This window comes from Kitasatospora sp. NPDC059088 (assembly GCF_042738155.1).
GTDB lineage: Bacteria > Actinomycetota > Actinomycetes > Streptomycetales > Streptomycetaceae > Kitasatospora.
In genome coordinates this window covers 98026-112187 of record NZ_JBHYGR010000011.1, presented here as the reverse complement: position 1 = coordinate 112187, position 14162 = coordinate 98026, and the positions used below count along the sequence as shown (strand labels likewise).

The following is a 14162-nucleotide window of genomic DNA, read 5'->3' as shown; positions in this document are numbered from 1 at the left end:
CTGCCGCTCGTGATCCGACAACACCAGCTCGGCCAGCCTCGGCCCAGGACGTCCCATGCACTGACCAACGACGGATCAAGGACTCAGGACACTAGCCGTCACCCGCCCGAGTGGGTGCGGCTGGCCCGGCGTGCGGGCCGCTGGCACGCTGCGGCCCAGGAGACGGGAGAGGCCCGGTGGCTCGATGGGAGTGGTGGATGGCCGACGAGCCGGAGCTCGAAGCGAGCGCCGAGTACGGCGGGACGCGCGAACTGGCCGGGGGCCAGCTCATGGACGCCGAGCCGCCGGCCCCGGAGCCGGCGATGATCACCACCTGGCTGCGGCTGCCCAAGCCGGTGATGGACGAGGTGCGACGACGGGCGCAGGAGCGGGAGACCGAGCCGGGCGTCCTCCTCCGGGAATGGGTCGAAGCCACCGTCGTGGACCCGGGCGGGACCGTGCCACTGAGCGTGATCACCGCCGCCGTCGCGCGTCACCAGCAGGAGCATGCGGCCCGGACCGGTCGGCACTTCGAGCGGGCGCGGCACTGGGAAGCCGTCGAGATCGCCGCGTACGTGCACCGGGCGGAGACGGAGGCACGCTGAGCCGGACTCCGGCTCAGGCGCTCAGCGCCGGAACCGTTGCCGCCGCCCGACGGGCCTCGTCGTAGCGTTCCAGCAGCAGAGCGGCCAGCTCCGGGGCGGCGCCGAGGACGTCGGCGACCAGGTCCGCGCCCGCCGCAGCCGCCGCGATGCGGTCCGGCAGCAGGCCCGGGGCCAGCAGGTACGGGGCGACGGCGGTCCGCTCGGCGCCTGCCGCGCGCAGGGCGGCGAGGGCGTCGGGCACGCGCGGGCCCGCCGCCGAGGCGTACGCGACCTCGACGGCGGCCCAGCCGCGGGTGCGGCGCCACTCGGCGGCGACCCGGCGGGTGGCCGCGTCGGCGGCCGGGTCGGAGGAGCCGGCCGCGGCCAGCACCACACCCGTACGGGCGCGGACCGCCGCCGAGCCGACGTCGAGCCCGGCCCCGGCCAGCCGGCGGTCCAGGGCGGCGAGCAGCAGCGGGGAGGGGCCCAGCACGTCCGCCACCGGCAGGCCCGCGCCGGTAGCGCGCAGCGCGGCGGGGATGTCGTGCTTGGCGTGGAAGGCCCGGTTGAGCAGCAGCGGGACGGCCACCGCGTCCGCCGCCCGCCCGAACCGGCCGGACCGCCCGACCAGCTGGGGGATCCGCGGCGCGCAGTGGTCCAGGTAGGCGGTGGCGACCTCCAGGGCGGGCCGCTGGGCCCGCACCTCCCGGACCAGCGCGGCCACGGTCGCGGCGTGCCGCGGGTCGCGGCTGCCGTGGGCGATGAGCAGGAGGGCGGGCACCGGCGGCCGCCTCACTTGCCGGAGGCCAGCAGGCCGCGGTTGCGCAGCACCCGGCGTTCGACCGGGGTGAAGACGAGCAGTTCGATGGCGATGCCGACGAACAGGATCAGGATGATGCCGAGCAGCACCCCGGACATGTCGGAGAACTCGCGCTGGTCCTCCAGGAACCGGCCCAGGCCCCGGCCGAGGTCGGGGGAGGAGGCGACGAGCTCGGCGGCCATCAGGGAGCGCCAGGAGAACGCCCAGCCCTGCTTGAGGCCGGCCAGGTAGCCGGGCAGCGCGGCGGGGATGAGCACGTGGCGGGCGCCGGTCAGGCCGGTGGCGCCGAGGGTGCGCCCGGCCCGCAGGAACAGCGGCGGGACCTGGTCGATGCCGGCCACCAGCCCGTTGGCGATGGACGGGACGGCGCCGAGCAGGATCACCGCGTACATCATCTGGTCGTTGATGCCGAGCCAGATGACCGCGGCCGGCACCCAGGCGACCGAGGGCAGCGACTGGAGGCCCTGGAGGACCGGGCCGATCGCGGTGCGCACCGGCCTGACCCGGGCGACGACCAGGCCGATCGGGGTGCCGATGACGACGGCGAGCAGGAAGCCCGACAGGCCGCGCCAGACGCTGGTCCAGATGATCGAGAACAGCGTGCCCTGGTACCAGAGGTCCTGGAGGGAGTGCCACACGTCGGTGGGGCTGGGCAGCTTGTACGAGGAGGTGAGGTGCAGGCTGTACGCGCCCTGCCACAGTGCCAGCACCACCAGCACGCCGATCAGCGGCGGCAGGGCCTTGCCGCGCAGCACCTCGCCGAGCGAGCTGCGCCGGGCGGTGACGGAGTCGAGGGCGTCCAGGCCGGCGCCGACGTCGGCGCTGTCGGAGACGCCGTCGGAGACGGGGTTCTTGTCCAGGACGACGGGAGCGGTGTCAGTGCTGGCCATGGCGACGGATCTCCCCACGCAGTTCTTCGGTGATCTCGATGGACAGGTCGGCGACGCCGGAGGACTCGATGCGGCGCGGCTGCGGAAGGTCGATCCGCCACTCCCGGGCGACCCGGCCGGGGCGGGAGGAGAGCAGCACGACGCGCTGGGCCAGCCGGACGGCCTCGCGCACGTTGTGGGTGACGAACAGGACGGACAGCTGCCGCTCGGCCCAGATCCGGGTGATCTCGTCGTGCAGGACGTCCCGGGTGATGGCGTCGAGGGCCGCGAAGGGCTCGTCCATCAGCAGCACCTTGCTGCCCTGGGCGAGGGCGCGGGCCATCGCGACGCGCTGGCGCATGCCGCCGGACAGCTCGTGCACCCGCTTGCCGTACGCGCCGTTCAGGCGGACGAGTTCGAGCAGGCGCTCGGCCTCGGCGCGGCGCTCGGGGCGGGGGACGCCGGCCAGCTTGAGGGCCAGTTCGATGTTCTTCCCGGCGGTGAGCCAGGGGAACAGGGCGTGCTCCTGGAACATCAGGGCGGGGCGGCCGCCGGACACCTCGATGCTGCCGCGGGTGGGCGCGTCGAGGCCGGCGACCAGGTTGAGCAGGGTGGACTTGCCGCAGCCCGAGGCGCCGAGCAGGGTGACGAACTCGCCGGGCGCGACGTCGAGGGTGATGTCGTCCAGCACGTGGGTGGCGGCGCCCGGGCGGCCGAAGGACTTGTGCACGTGCGAGATCCGGACGGCGGGCGTGCCGCCGGTGGCGTCGGCGCCGGGGGCGTCCGCCGAGGTGGTCAGTGCCGGGGTCATCCGGGCACCTCCTGCGTGAGTGGTCTGGCGGGGCTGGCGGGGGCTGCGGAGCGGGAGGCCGGGTCCGGCCCCGCCCGGCCCGGTGGGCATCGATCGGGGATCGACCGGGCGGGCGGGGGCCGGACCGCGGAGCTGCGAGGCGCCGGGCTACTTGGCGCCGAGTCCGGCGTCCGCCACGGGCGCCTGGTCCTTGGCCGCGAGGACCTTGTTCAGCAGGGTGAGGTCGTAGATGCCGTTCAGGTTGGGCTTCTTGAGGAGCCCGGCGGTGACGGCGTGGTCGGCCTCGGCCTGGAGGGTGTTCGCCAGCGGGTCGTCCAGGAAGTCGATGTCGGACCAGGCCGGGTCGAGGACGGCCGGCTCCAGCGCGTTGCCGGCCTCCTTCTTGATCGCCTCGTTGGCGTCGGCCTTGGCCTTGTCGGGGTTGGCCTTGATGAAGGCGTTGGTGTTCACCGAGCCGCGCAGCACGGCCTCCACCACGTCCGGGTGCTCCTTGAGGAACTTCTGCGAGACGATGATGTTGGTGATCACGAACTTCTTGTCCGGCCAGACGTCCTTCTCGTTGAGCAGGACCTTCGCGCCGAGGGTGACCAGCTTGGAGGCGGTGGGCTCGGGCACCCAGGCGCCGTCGATGGAGCCCTGCCGGTAGGCGTCGGGGGTGACCTTGTTGTCGGTGCGCACCACCGAGACGTCGCCCGCGCCGGACGCCGCGTCGACCTTGTAGCCCTTGCCGGCCAGGTAGTTGAGCAGCGCCACGTCCTGGGTGTTGCCCAGCTGCGGGGTGGCGATCTTCTTGCCCTTGAGGTCGTCCAGCGAGCCGATCTTCTCGGGGTTGACCACCAGCTTGACCCCGCCGGAGGCCGAACCGCCGATGATCTTCAAGGACTTGCCGTCGGACTTGGTGTAGCCGTTGATCGCCGGGGAGGGGCCGATCCAGCCGATGTCGATCGATCCGGCGTTGAGCGCCTCGATCTCCGCCGGGCCCGCGTTGAAGACCTGGGTCTTCACCTGGGTGGCGCCCAACTCCTTCTGGAATATGCCTTCCTGGAGCCCGACCAGCGGGGTGCCGTGGGTCAGGTTGGCGAAGTAGCCGATCTTCACCGTGTCCGCGGTGAGCTTGGGGCCGGACGCCGAACTCCCCACGGTGGCCGCGGTGTCGGCCTTGGTGTCGGCCTTGGAGCCGTAGCTGCAGGCCGACAGCAGGGCGACGGCGGTCAGGCCGGCGGCGGCGGCCGCGGCCGTGCGTCTGATCCGGCCGGCGTTGGGGCGGGCGGGCCGATCGGAGGGGGTGCGGTACGAGGGTGCCTGGTGCGGTGCCATGGTGGGTCCTGTTCGCGGACGGACCGTCAGGAAGCGGTCCCGGGCGGACGGTGGGAAGGTGGCGCTTGCGGCAGGGGGTGTGCCGGGCAAGCCGGGCGGCCGTGGGGAGCGGCCCGGTGACGGGGCGTTCTCAGCCCCGTCGGCCCGCACATCGGGTCAAGCCGCCCTGGCCGCTGCCGAGGACGCCGCTGCCGATGCGGCCGCCTTCCTTGTCCATGCCCGAGAACGCCTCGCTGGGCATCAGACCCAGTCCTCCTCTTCGGGCGCGCCGGGCGCGCCGTCGGTGCGTACGGTGGCGAAGGCCTCGCCCGCCATGCCGGCGGTGAGGGTGGTGCCGTCGGCCGGGTCGATCAGCAGGAACGAGCCGGTGCGGCGGTTGTCGGTGTAGTCGTCGAGGGCCAGCGGCTCGGCGGTGCGCAGCTTCACGTGGCCGATGTCGTTGACGTTCAACCCCTCGGTGCCGGAGCGCTGTTCGAGGGTGTCGATGTCGATGCGGTAGGTGATCTCCTTGACGAGGGCGCGCACGGTGCGGGTGGTGTGCTTGAGCAGCACCTTGTCCCCGGCGCGCAGCGGCCGCTCGTTGAGGTGGCTGACGGTGGCCTCGATGTCCTTGGTGGGGGCGGGGGAGGCCCCGGCGGTGATGAGGTCGCCGCGGGAGACGTCGAGGTCGTCGGCGAGGCGGACGGTGACCGACTGCGGGGCCCAGGCGAGGTCCGTTTCCCGTCCGAGGGCGTCGATGGCGGCGACGGTGGTGGTGTGGCCGGAGGGCAGCACGGTGACGGGGTCGCCGACGCGCAGCACGCCGGAGGCCAGCTGGCCCGCGTAGCCGCGGTAGTCGGGGTGCTCCTCGGTCTGCGGGCGGATCACGTACTGGACGGGGAAGCGGGCGGGCTCCGCGCCGGGGTCGCTGCCGACCGGGACGGTCTCCAGGTGCTCCAGCAGGGTCGGGCCGCCGTACCAGTCCATCTGCGCGGACGGCTCGACGACGTTGTCCCCGGCGAGGGCGGAGATCGGGACGGCCAGCACGTCCTTGACCCCGAGCGAGGCGGCGTAGGCGGTGAACTCGGCGGCGATCGCGGCGAACACCGGCTCGGCGTAGTCGACCAGGTCCATCTTGTTGACGGCCAGCACCACGTGCGGCACCCGCAGCAGGGCGGCGACGGCGGCGTGCCGGCGGGTCTGCTCGACCACGCCGTTGCGGGCGTCGACCAGGACGACGGCGAGCTCGGCGGTGGAGGCGCCGGTCACCATGTTGCGGGTGTACTGCACGTGCCCGGGGGTGTCGGCGAGGATGAACCGGCGCCGGGGGGTGGCGAAGTAGCGGTAGGCGACGTCGATGGTGATGCCCTGCTCGCGTTCGGCCCGCAGGCCGTCGGTGAGCAGCGCGAGGTCGGGTGCCTCCTGGCCGCGGCTGCGGGAGGCGTGCTCGACGGCCTCCAGCTGGTCGGCGAGCACCGACTTGGAGTCGTGCAGCAGGCGGCCGACCAGGGTGGACTTGCCGTCGTCGACGGAGCCGGCGGTGGCGAAGCGCAGCAGGGAGGTGGCGCTGGTCCCGACGGTCGTGCTGGTGGTGCTCATTAGAAGTACCCCTCGCGCTTGCGGTCTTCCATCGCGGCCTCGGACAGCTTGTCGTCGGCGCGGGTGGCGCCGCGCTCGGTGAGGCGGCTGGCGGCGATCTCGGCGATCACGGCCTCGATGGTGGTGGCGTCGGAGTCGACGGCGCCGGTGCAGGACATGTCGCCGACGGTGCGGTAGCGCACCAGGCGCCGCTCGACGGGCTCGCTGTCCTTGGGGCCGCCCCACTCGCCGGCGGTCAGCCACATGCCGCTGCGGGCGAAGACGTCCCGCTCGTGGGCGTAGTAGATCTCGGGCAGTTCGATGCCCTCGCGCTCGATGTACTGCCAGACGTCCAGCTCGGTCCAGTTGGACAGCGGGAAGACCCGCACGTGCTCGCCGACGGCGTGCCGGCCGTTGTACAGCGACCACAGCTCGGGGCGCTGGCGGCGCGGGTCCCAGGCGCCGAACTCGTCGCGCAGGGAGAAGACGCGCTCCTTGGCGCGGGCCTTCTCCTCGTCGCGGCGCCCGCCGCCGAACACCGCGTCGAAGCGGTTGGTCTCGATGGCGTCGAGCAGCGGCACGGTCTGCAGCGGGTTGCGGGTGCCGTCGGGGCGCTCGCGCAGCCGGCCGTCGTCGATGAAGTCCTGGACGTGGGCGACGTGCAGGCGCAGGTTGTGCTCGGCGACGGTCCGGTCGCGGTAGGCCAGGACCTCGGGGAAGTTGTGGCCGGTGTCGACGTGCAGGAGGGAGAAGGGCACGGCGGCCGGTGCGAAGGCCTTGAGCGCCAGGTGCAGCATCAGGATGGAGTCCTTGCCGCCGGAGAACAGGATCACCGGGCGCTCGAACTCCCCCGCGACCTCGCGGAAGATGTGCACCGACTCGGCCTCCAGCGCGTCCAGGTGGGACAGCGCGAAGGGCCCCCCTGAATCCTGGCCGGCGTCCTGGGTGCGGACCGGGCTGTCGGTCGCGGTGGTCATGCCAGACCCCTCTCGGTCAGGAAGGCGTGCAGCTCGGCGGCGGACTCGGCGACCGCGCGGCCCTGCGTCTGGAGGCGCAACTCCGGTGCGGCCGGGGCCTCGTACGGGTCGTCGACGCCGGTCAGGCCGGAGATCTCCCCGGCGGCCTGCTTGGCGTACAGGCCCTTGACGTCCCGTTCGGCGCACAGCTCGACCGGGGTGGCGACGTGGATCTCCAGGAACTCGGTGCCGGCCGCGGCGTGCCGCTCGCGCACCGCGGTGCGGGAGTCGGCGAACGGGGCGATCACCGGGGCGAGCACCTTGACGCCGTTGGCGGCGAGCTTCTCGGCGACGAAGCCGATCCGGGTGACGTTGGTGTGCCGGTCCTCGCGGGAGAAGCCGAGGCCCTTGGAGAGGAACTCGCGGATCTCGTCGCCGTCCAGCACCTCGACCTTGTGGCCCTCGGCGCGCAGCCGCCCGGCCAGTGCGAAGGCCAGGGTGGTCTTGCCCGCGCTCGGCAGCCCGGTCAGCCACACGGTGGCGCCGCGCTCGCAGGGGGCGGCCGCGGGGGCCGCCTCTGCGGCTCCGTCGGCGGCCGGGGTGTGAGCTGTCACGGTTCGTTCCTTACGCGGTGGTTGACGGACGGTCAGGAGGCCGGGGGCCTCAGAGGTGGATGCCGCACTCGGTCTTGCCGGAGCCGGACCAGCGGCCGGCCCGGGCGTCCTCGCCCTCGCCCGGCTTGCGGGTGCAGGACAGCGGCGAGCAGCCGATGGACGGGTAGCCCTCCCACAGCAGCGGGTTGAGCAGCACGCCGTTCGCGGCGACGTAGGCGTCCACGTCCTGCTGCGTCCAGCGGGCGATCGGGGCGATCTTGACCTTGCGGCGCTTCGGGTCCCAGGAGACCACCGGCGTGTTCGCCCGGGTCGGGGACTCGTCGCGGCGCAGCCCGGTCGCCCACGCGTCGTAGCCGGCCAGGCCGCGGTTGAGCGGCTCGACCTTGCGCAGCGCGCAGCACAGGTCCGGGTCGCGGTCGTGCAGCCGCGGCCCGTGCTCGGCGTCCTGCTCGGCGACCGTCCTCAGCGGGGTGAGCGTGATGACGTTGACCGGCATGGTCGCGGCGACCGCGTCCCTGGTCCCGATGGTCTCCGGGAAGTGGTAACCGGTGTCCAGGAACACCACGTCCACCCCCGGGAACACCGAGGACGCGAGGTGGGCTACCACCGCGTCCTCCATCGAGGAGGTGACGCAGAACCGCTCGCCGAAGGTGTCGGCGGCCCAGCGCAGCACCTCCTGCGGGGTGGCCTCCTCCAGCTCGCGGCCGGCCCGGACGGCGAGCTCCTCGTGGTCAGTCGTGGCCCGGTCGGTCATGCGACGCACCCCCGTTGGTCGGTGACAGCAGGCCGAGGAACTTCAACTGGAAGGCGCGGCGGCAGCCGTGGCACTCCCAGGCGCCGTGGCCGGCCTCGGACGGGCGCAGGTCCTCGTCCCCGCAGTACGGGCAGAAGAACGGCGCGGCTCGCTCACTCATCGCCCACCTCGCTCCGCTCGGCGTTCGCTTCGCGAACAACGCCCTGCCTACCGGTTCGCTCGCTGCGCTCGCTCACGACAGCTGCTCCTCGGTGGCGCGGGCCGTCCACTGGGCGAAGCGCTCGCCCTCGGCGCGGTCGGCCTGGTAGCGGGTCAGCACGCGCTCGACGTAGTCGGGCAGGCCGGCGCTGGTGACCTTGAGGCCGCGGACCTTGCGGCCGAAGCCGGCCTCCAGGCCGAGCGCGCCGCCCAGGTGGACCTGGTAGCCCTCGACCTGCTCGCCGTGCTCGTCGGTGACCAGCTGGCCCTTGAGGCCGATGTCGGCGACCTGGATCCGGGCGCAGGCGTTCGGGCAGCCGTTGATGTTGATGGTCAGCGGCTCGGCGAACTCCGGCAGGCGCTGCTCCAGTTCGTCGATCAGGGTGCGCCCGCGCTCCTTGGTCTCGACGATGGCGAGCTTGCAGTACTCGATGCCGGTGCAGGCCATGGTGCCGCGGCGGAACGGCGAGGGGGTGACCCGCAGGTCGAGCTCCTCCAGGCCGGCCACCACCGAGTCGACGTGCTCCTCGGCGATGTCGAGGACCAGCATCTTCTGCTCGGCGGTGGTGCGCAGCCGGTCGCTGCCGTGGGCGGCGGCGAGGTCGGCGATCCGGCCGAGCAGCTTGCCGTCGACCCGGCCGACGCGCGGGGCGAAGCCGATGTAGTAGCGGCCGTCCTGCTGCTTGTGGACGCCGACGTGGTCGCGCCAGCGGGCGGCGGGCTCGGCCGGGGCGGGCCCGTCGACGAGGCGGTACTTCAGGTACTCGTCCTCCAGGACCTGACGGAACTTCTCCACGCCCCAGTCGGCGACCAGGAACTTGAGCCGGGCGCGGTTGCGCAGGCGCCGGTAGCCGTAGTCGCGGAAGATGCCGATGACACCGCCGTAGACGTCGGCGACCTCGTCCAGCGGGACCCAGGCGCCCAGGCGCACGCCGAGCTTGGGGTTGGTGGACAGGCCGCCGCCGACCCACAGGTCGAAGCCGGGCCCGTGCTCGGGGTGGACCACGCCGACGAAGGCGACGTCGTTGATCTCGTGGGCGACGTCCAGCTGCGGGGAGCCGGAGACCGCGCTCTTGAACTTGCGCGGCAGGTTGGAGAAGTCCTTGTTGCCGATGAAGCGGCGCTGGATCTCCTCGATGGCCGGGGTGCCGTCGATGATCTCGTCCTCGGCGATGCCGGCCACCGGCGAGCCGAGGATGACGCGCGGGGTGTCGCCGCAGGCCTCGGTGGTGGACAGGCCGACGGCCTCCAGCTTCTGCCAGATCGCCGGGACGTCCTCGATCCGGATCCAGTGGTACTGGATGTTCTGCCGGTCGGTCAGGTCGGCGGTGCCCCGGGCGTACTGCTCGGAGACCTCGGCGACCGCGCGCAGCTGGGCGACGGTCAGCCGGCCGCCGTCGATGCGCACCCGGAGCATGAAGTACTCGGCGTCCAGCTCGTGCGGGTCCAGGATCGCGGTCTTGCCGCCGTCGATGCCCTCCTTGCGCTGGGTGTAGAGCCCCCACCAGCGCATCCGGCCGCGCAGGTCGGCGGGGTCGATCGAGTCGAAGCCCCGGTGCGCGTAGATCGTCTCAATACGTGTCCGCACATTGAGACCGTCGTCGTCCTTCTTGAACTGCTCGTTGGCGTTCAGCGGGGTGAAGTGCCCCATGCCCCACTGGCCCTCGCCGCGGTGGCGGGTCACCTTGCGAGCCGCGGCGGGGCGGGGCGCGACCGGGCGGTCGGCCGTGGGCTCGGCAGTCTCGGGAGAGGTGGCCATGGTGAAGTCCTTCTGGGCAGGTGGCGCTGGCGCCGGGTGGGTCGCGGGGCGTGCTCGGCCGTGCGATCGCTGCTGTGACCTGCGGGTTTCTCAGGGCCGGGAGAGCAGCTGACCGGGCCGGGCGGGCGCCTGCGCATCCGCTCGTGCGGGGATGGCGGGGTGGACGGCGCCGGGTGCGGTGGTGCGGTGGGGTGGGAGCTCAGGTCACCGGACAGATGGCGCTGGACACGCGAAGGAGATCGACGTGGAGTCGACCTACTAGGGTGGTTCCGGCGCTAGGCATGGCAAGAGATTCGCACGGCGCGGGACTCGCGGTCCACTAACATCCGCATACTGGACTCCGGAGTTTCGGCATCTGGGACGCCCGGGCGTTCCCGCCGCTCCCGGCCGGGCCTCCTGACGGGCGCTCGGACCGCGGTCCGGTGCGGCGGCCGACGCGGCGGTGCGCACGTGCCCGGACGGCAGCCCGCACGGCCGGGGCGCACGCGCCCGCACCCCGGGGGAGATCAACCGGAGCGACCCGGCCCGATACCGTTAGCCCTGTGCAAGCAGCAGGCGATACGAGCAGACCGAACCCCGAACGGCCCTCCCGGCGCCGGGGCAAGGGCTCCCGGCGCGCGGCCAAACAGGGCCTGTGGCGCCGCACGGCGTGGGACTTGGTCAAGGACACCACCAACACCTGCGTCGAGTACCGGGTCACCGGCCTCGCCGCCGAGGCGGCCTTCTTCACCCTGCTGTCCATCCCGCCGCTGCTGCTCGGCCTCGCCGCCACCCTCGGCTACCTCGACGGGTTCCTCGGCGCGGGCACCATCGAGCGGCTCAAGCACGACATCGTCTCGGCCTCCGGAACGGTCCTGTCCGACTCCTCCGTCAACGAGGTCGTCAAACCGCTGCTCAGCCAGGTCTTCGACCAGGCCCGGCCCGACCTGATCTCGATCGGCTTCCTGCTGTCGCTGTGGTCCGGCTCCAGGGCCCTCTACATCTTCATCGACACCATCACCGTCATGTACGGGCTGGACGGCAAGCGCGGCATCGTCAAGACCCGGCTGCTGTCGCTCGGCCTCTACCTCGGCGCCCTGGTGATCGGCTCACTGGTGCTGCCGCTGCTGATGGCCGGGCCCGGACTGGTCGAGAACGCCGTCCCCGGCGCCGCCGGACTCGTCGGCGCCGCCTACTGGCCGGTCGCCATCCTGCTGCTGATCGTCTCCCTCACCACCCTCTACCACCTGGCCGTGCCGGTCTCCACGCCCTGGCGCGAGGACATCCCCGGCGCGCTGGTCGCCCTGGTGGTGCTCGTCTTCTGCAGCGTCGGCCTGCGGCTCTACCTGGTCAGCTCGGTCGAGGGCCCCTCGGTGTACGGCTCGCTGGCCGCGCCGGTGGCCGTCCTGCTGTGGATCTTCGTGGTGGCCCTCGCCGTACTCATCGGCGCCGCCATGAACGCCGCCATAGACCGCCGCTGGCCCACCCTGGAGACCGCCGACGCCCGCGCCGAGAACGAGCGCGCCCACGAGGAGGCGGCCGCCGCGGTGGTCCGCGAGGTCGCCGCCCGCCGGGCCGTCGAACGGGCCCGGCGCGCCCGCGAACTCGGCCTGGCCGAGGGCGTCGAGGAGGAGTGGGGCGAGGAGGACGGCGACGACGTCGACGTGCCCGCCGAGTACCCCGAGCGGTGGGCCGACGTGCTGGCCGCCGACAACGTGCGCGCGCGGCTCACCGCTCGGCCCGGGCCGCACCACCGGCCCGCCCCGCCGCCGCCGGACAGCGACCGGCCCTCCCCACCGCCGCCGGAGCGGCCGGGGGCGGGGCCGGGGGCGGAGCAGGTGCCGGGGTACCCGCCCAGGCCGCCGTGGGAGCAGCGGTAGCGGCGCGCTAGTGGCACGGTAGGGGCACGGCCGTGGCGGCGGCTTCGTACGGGCAGGGCCTCCCTCGCGGGTGCGGGGGAGGCCCTCTGCGTTGCCGGTCGCGTTGTCGGTTGCGCTGACGGCGGTCGGCCGGTGTTCGACTTGTGTGCGAATCGTGCCGAGGGCGGTCCGGGCCGGTCGGCGGGGGCCTGGGGCACCTTGACGGCACCTTGACGGCCGGCCGGCGGGGTGTGCCGGTGGGGCCGGGGTGTGCCGGTGGGGTCAGCCGATCGTCGGGTTCTGCGGGTACGGGGGCTGCTGCGGGTGGCCGTAGCCGTGGGTGGACTGCTCGTTGATCGGCGGGTAGCCGTACGACGCCTGCGCTCCACCGTGCTGCGGACCGCCGAACTGCGGACCGCCGTACTGGGGGGTGCCGGGCAGCGTTCCGCCGTGCTGCGGTCCGTCGGGCCGGGGCGCGCCGGGCGCGTGGCCGAAGGAGGGGCGCAGCTCGGTGGGGGCGCCCGGGTCCGCGTGGCCGGGGCCGGGCGGCGCGGACGGCGCGGACGACGGGCCCGCCGGGTCGGGCCCGGTGCCCGGCAGCGCGTCCGGGCCCGCGGCCAGCGGTTCGCCCGCCCCCAGGGTCCCGCCCGGGGCGGCGGAGGCCGGGGTGCCGGCCGCCGCCCGCTCGGCCGGGACGGCCTGCGCCGGGAGCGGCTCCGGGCTGGTCGGGGCCGGGTCCATGGCGGTGCGTCCCGAGGAGTCGCTCAGCTTGATCAGCAGGGCGACCATCAGCCAGTTCGCCAGTAGGGAGGAACCGCCGGCCGCCAGGAAGGGCAGCGCCTTGCCGGTCAGCGGGACCAGCCCGCTCACGCCGCCGACCACCACGAACACCTGCAGTGCGAGGGCCGCCGACAGGCCGGTGGCCAGCAGCTTGCCGAACGGGTCGGTCAGGCCGACCGCGGTGCGCAGCCCGCGCTGGATCAGCAGCACGTACACCAGCAGGATCGCGGTCACCCCGGCCAGGCCGAGTTCCTCCCCGATGGTGGTGAAGATGAAGTCGCTGCGCCCGGCGAAGCCGATCAGCCACGGCCGGCCGGAGCCCAGGCCGGTCCCGGTCATGTGTCCGGTGCCGAGGCTGAACAGGGCCTCGGCGGGCTGTGCGGAGATCGCCTGGTTGTTGACCGGGGGGAAGTAGTCGAGCGGGTGCAGCCAGGCCTCGACGCGTCCGTGCACGTGCGGCTCCACGGTGCCGACCACGGCCGCGCCGCCGACCGCCATCAGCAGGCCGAGCACCACCCAGCTGGTGCGCTCGGTCGCCACGTACAGCATCACGACGAAGACGCCGAAGAAGATCAGCGAGGTGCCCAGGTCGCGTTCGAAGATCAGCACCATCAGGCTGACCGCCCAGATCGCCAGCACCGGTCCGGCGTGCCGCCCGCGCGGGAGGGTCATCCCCCAGACCTTCCGCCCGGCCAGTGCCAGGGCGTCCCGGGAGGCCATCAGGTAGCCCGCGAAGAAGATCGTGATCGCGACCTTCACGAACTCGTCCGGCTCGAAGGAGGGCAGCCCGGGGAGCTTGATCCAGCGCTTGGCGCCGAAGCTGTCGGTCGGCGAGAAGATCGGCGCGGTCAGCAGGATCAGCGCGCCCGCCATCAGCACGTAGACGTAGCGCTGGAAGAAGCGGTGGTGCTTGACGAAGACGATCAGCGCGAGCGCCGCCGCCACCGCGATGAACGTCCACATCAGCTGGCCCGGCGCGGCCGGGAGCTTCTGGTAGTCGCCCTTGGCGGCGTGCGCGGCCTTGTAGCTGAAGTCCAGCCGGTCCAGCAGCACCAGCCCGAAGCCGGTCAGGAACACGCCCAGCGGCAGGATCAGCGGGTCCGCGTACGGTGCGAACCGGCGCACCGCCAGGTGCGCCACCGCGACCAGCGCGCCGAGGGACAGGCCGTGGACGAGGAGCCCGGGCGGCAGCTTGTCGGTCATCGCCAGCGAGGCGTCGATGTGTCCGGCCAGGCAGACGGCCACCGCGAGCGCCAGCAGGCCCAGCTCGATGTTGCGGTGGCGCGCGGCCAGCCGCCGGCCCTCGCCGCGTGCAGTGCTTTGCAC

14 protein-coding genes are annotated in these 14162 nt (G+C 73.3%); 2 read left to right on the top strand and 12 right to left on the bottom strand.

What is annotated here, in order from left to right; all coding sequences use genetic code 11:
• The first annotated feature begins 197 nt into the window (after nucleotides 1–197).
• Entirely contained in the window at nucleotides 198–584 is a 387-nt protein-coding gene (locus ACFWXO_RS07995) for a hypothetical protein (protein ID WP_380522783.1), read from the top strand.
• A 13-nt stretch (nucleotides 585–597) separates the two neighbouring features.
• Here the strand turns inward: ACFWXO_RS07995 and ACFWXO_RS07990 are convergent, their stop codons facing one another.
• The 11 genes from ACFWXO_RS07990 to ACFWXO_RS07940 all read right to left on the bottom strand — a co-directional run bounded on the left by ACFWXO_RS07990 (nucleotide 598) and on the right by ACFWXO_RS07940 (nucleotide 10501).
• Complete coding sequence (locus tag ACFWXO_RS07990; protein WP_380522782.1) at nucleotides 598–1344, bottom strand: sirohydrochlorin chelatase; 747 nt, start codon at nucleotides 1342–1344, stop codon at nucleotides 598–600.
• An 11-nt stretch (nucleotides 1345–1355) separates the two neighbouring features.
• The gene (locus tag ACFWXO_RS07985) at nucleotides 1356–2273 is read right to left on the bottom strand and encodes an ABC transporter permease (protein ID WP_380522781.1); all 918 of its coding nucleotides are present in this window, start codon (nucleotides 2271–2273) and stop codon (nucleotides 1356–1358) included.
• Nucleotides 2260–3063, bottom strand: coding sequence for an ABC transporter ATP-binding protein (locus tag ACFWXO_RS07980; protein WP_375890137.1), 804 nt, complete (start codon nucleotides 3061–3063; stop codon nucleotides 2260–2262). Before ACFWXO_RS07980 ends, ACFWXO_RS07985 begins: the two co-directional genes overlap by 14 nt.
• 147 nt (nucleotides 3064–3210) lie before the next feature.
• Nucleotides 3211–4380 carry an aliphatic sulfonate ABC transporter substrate-binding protein gene (locus ACFWXO_RS07975; protein WP_380522779.1) on the bottom strand — a complete coding sequence of 390 codons (1170 nt, stop codon included), beginning with the start codon at nucleotides 4378–4380 and terminating at the stop codon, nucleotides 3211–3213.
• A gap of 240 nt (nucleotides 4381–4620) precedes the next feature.
• Complete coding sequence (locus ACFWXO_RS07970; protein ID WP_380522778.1) at nucleotides 4621–5958, bottom strand: sulfate adenylyltransferase subunit 1; 1338 nt, start codon at nucleotides 5956–5958, stop codon at nucleotides 4621–4623.
• The gene (cysD, locus tag ACFWXO_RS07965; protein WP_375890142.1) at nucleotides 5958–6914 is read right to left on the bottom strand and encodes a sulfate adenylyltransferase subunit CysD; all 957 of its coding nucleotides are present in this window, start codon (nucleotides 6912–6914) and stop codon (nucleotides 5958–5960) included. The genes ACFWXO_RS07970 and cysD overlap by 1 nt, the downstream gene beginning before the upstream one ends.
• Nucleotides 6911–7507 carry an adenylyl-sulfate kinase gene (gene cysC, locus ACFWXO_RS07960; protein ID WP_375890144.1) on the bottom strand — a complete coding sequence of 199 codons (597 nt, stop codon included), beginning with the start codon at nucleotides 7505–7507 and terminating at the stop codon, nucleotides 6911–6913. Before cysC ends, cysD begins: the two co-directional genes overlap by 4 nt.
• 49 nt (nucleotides 7508–7556) lie before the next feature.
• Nucleotides 7557–8261 carry a phosphoadenylyl-sulfate reductase gene (locus ACFWXO_RS07955; RefSeq protein WP_375890145.1) on the bottom strand — a complete coding sequence of 235 codons (705 nt, stop codon included), beginning with the start codon at nucleotides 8259–8261 and terminating at the stop codon, nucleotides 7557–7559.
• On the bottom strand, nucleotides 8239–8421 hold the full coding sequence (locus ACFWXO_RS07950) for a hypothetical protein (RefSeq protein ID WP_375890147.1): 183 nt from the start codon (nucleotides 8419–8421) through the stop codon (nucleotides 8239–8241). Before ACFWXO_RS07950 ends, ACFWXO_RS07955 begins: the two co-directional genes overlap by 23 nt.
• Before the next feature lie 72 nt (nucleotides 8422–8493).
• The gene (locus ACFWXO_RS07945; protein WP_375890149.1) at nucleotides 8494–10218 is read right to left on the bottom strand and encodes a nitrite/sulfite reductase; all 1725 of its coding nucleotides are present in this window, start codon (nucleotides 10216–10218) and stop codon (nucleotides 8494–8496) included.
• Between the two features lie 199 nt (nucleotides 10219–10417).
• Nucleotides 10418–10501, bottom strand: a complete 84-nt coding sequence (locus ACFWXO_RS07940) for a putative leader peptide (RefSeq protein ID WP_310593185.1) — start codon at nucleotides 10499–10501, stop codon at nucleotides 10418–10420.
• Nucleotides 10502–10760: 259 nt separating this feature from the next.
• Here ACFWXO_RS07940 and ACFWXO_RS07935 point away from each other — a divergent pair, with 259 nt between their 5' ends.
• Nucleotides 10761–12077 (top strand): YihY/virulence factor BrkB family protein, encoded by a 1317-nt coding sequence (locus ACFWXO_RS07935; RefSeq protein ID WP_380522777.1) that lies wholly within the window; start codon nucleotides 10761–10763, stop codon nucleotides 12075–12077.
• Between the two features lie 261 nt (nucleotides 12078–12338).
• On the opposite strand, the gene ACFWXO_RS07930 is transcribed toward ACFWXO_RS07935, so the two are convergent.
• Nucleotides 12339–14162: an FtsW/RodA/SpoVE family cell cycle protein gene (locus ACFWXO_RS07930; protein ID WP_380522776.1), complete on the bottom strand. Its 1824-nt coding sequence runs from the start codon at nucleotides 14160–14162 to the stop codon at nucleotides 12339–12341.

Coding starts and splice junctions, on each gene's coding strand:
- ACFWXO_RS07995 (WP_380522783.1), top strand. CDS start 198: ATGGCCGACGAGCCGGAGCTCGAAGCGAGCGCCGAGTACGGCGGGACG.
- ACFWXO_RS07985 (WP_380522781.1), bottom strand. CDS start 2,273: ATGGCCAGCACTGACACCGCTCCCGTCGTCCTGGACAAGAACCCCGTC.
- ACFWXO_RS07980 (WP_375890137.1), bottom strand. CDS start 3,063: ATGACCCCGGCACTGACCACCTCGGCGGACGCCCCCGGCGCCGACGCC.
- ACFWXO_RS07975 (WP_380522779.1), bottom strand. CDS start 4,380: ATGGCACCGCACCAGGCACCCTCGTACCGCACCCCCTCCGATCGGCCC.
- ACFWXO_RS07970 (WP_380522778.1), bottom strand. CDS start 5,958: ATGAGCACCACCAGCACGACCGTCGGGACCAGCGCCACCTCCCTGCTG.
- cysD (WP_375890142.1), bottom strand. CDS start 6,914: ATGACCACCGCGACCGACAGCCCGGTCCGCACCCAGGACGCCGGCCAG.
- ACFWXO_RS07955 (WP_375890145.1), bottom strand. CDS start 8,261: ATGACCGACCGGGCCACGACTGACCACGAGGAGCTCGCCGTCCGGGCC.
- ACFWXO_RS07950 (WP_375890147.1), bottom strand. CDS start 8,421: ATGAGTGAGCGAGCCGCGCCGTTCTTCTGCCCGTACTGCGGGGACGAG.
- ACFWXO_RS07945 (WP_375890149.1), bottom strand. CDS start 10,218: ATGGCCACCTCTCCCGAGACTGCCGAGCCCACGGCCGACCGCCCGGTC.
- ACFWXO_RS07940 (WP_310593185.1), bottom strand. CDS start 10,501: ATGCCTAGCGCCGGAACCACCCTAGTAGGTCGACTCCACGTCGATCTC.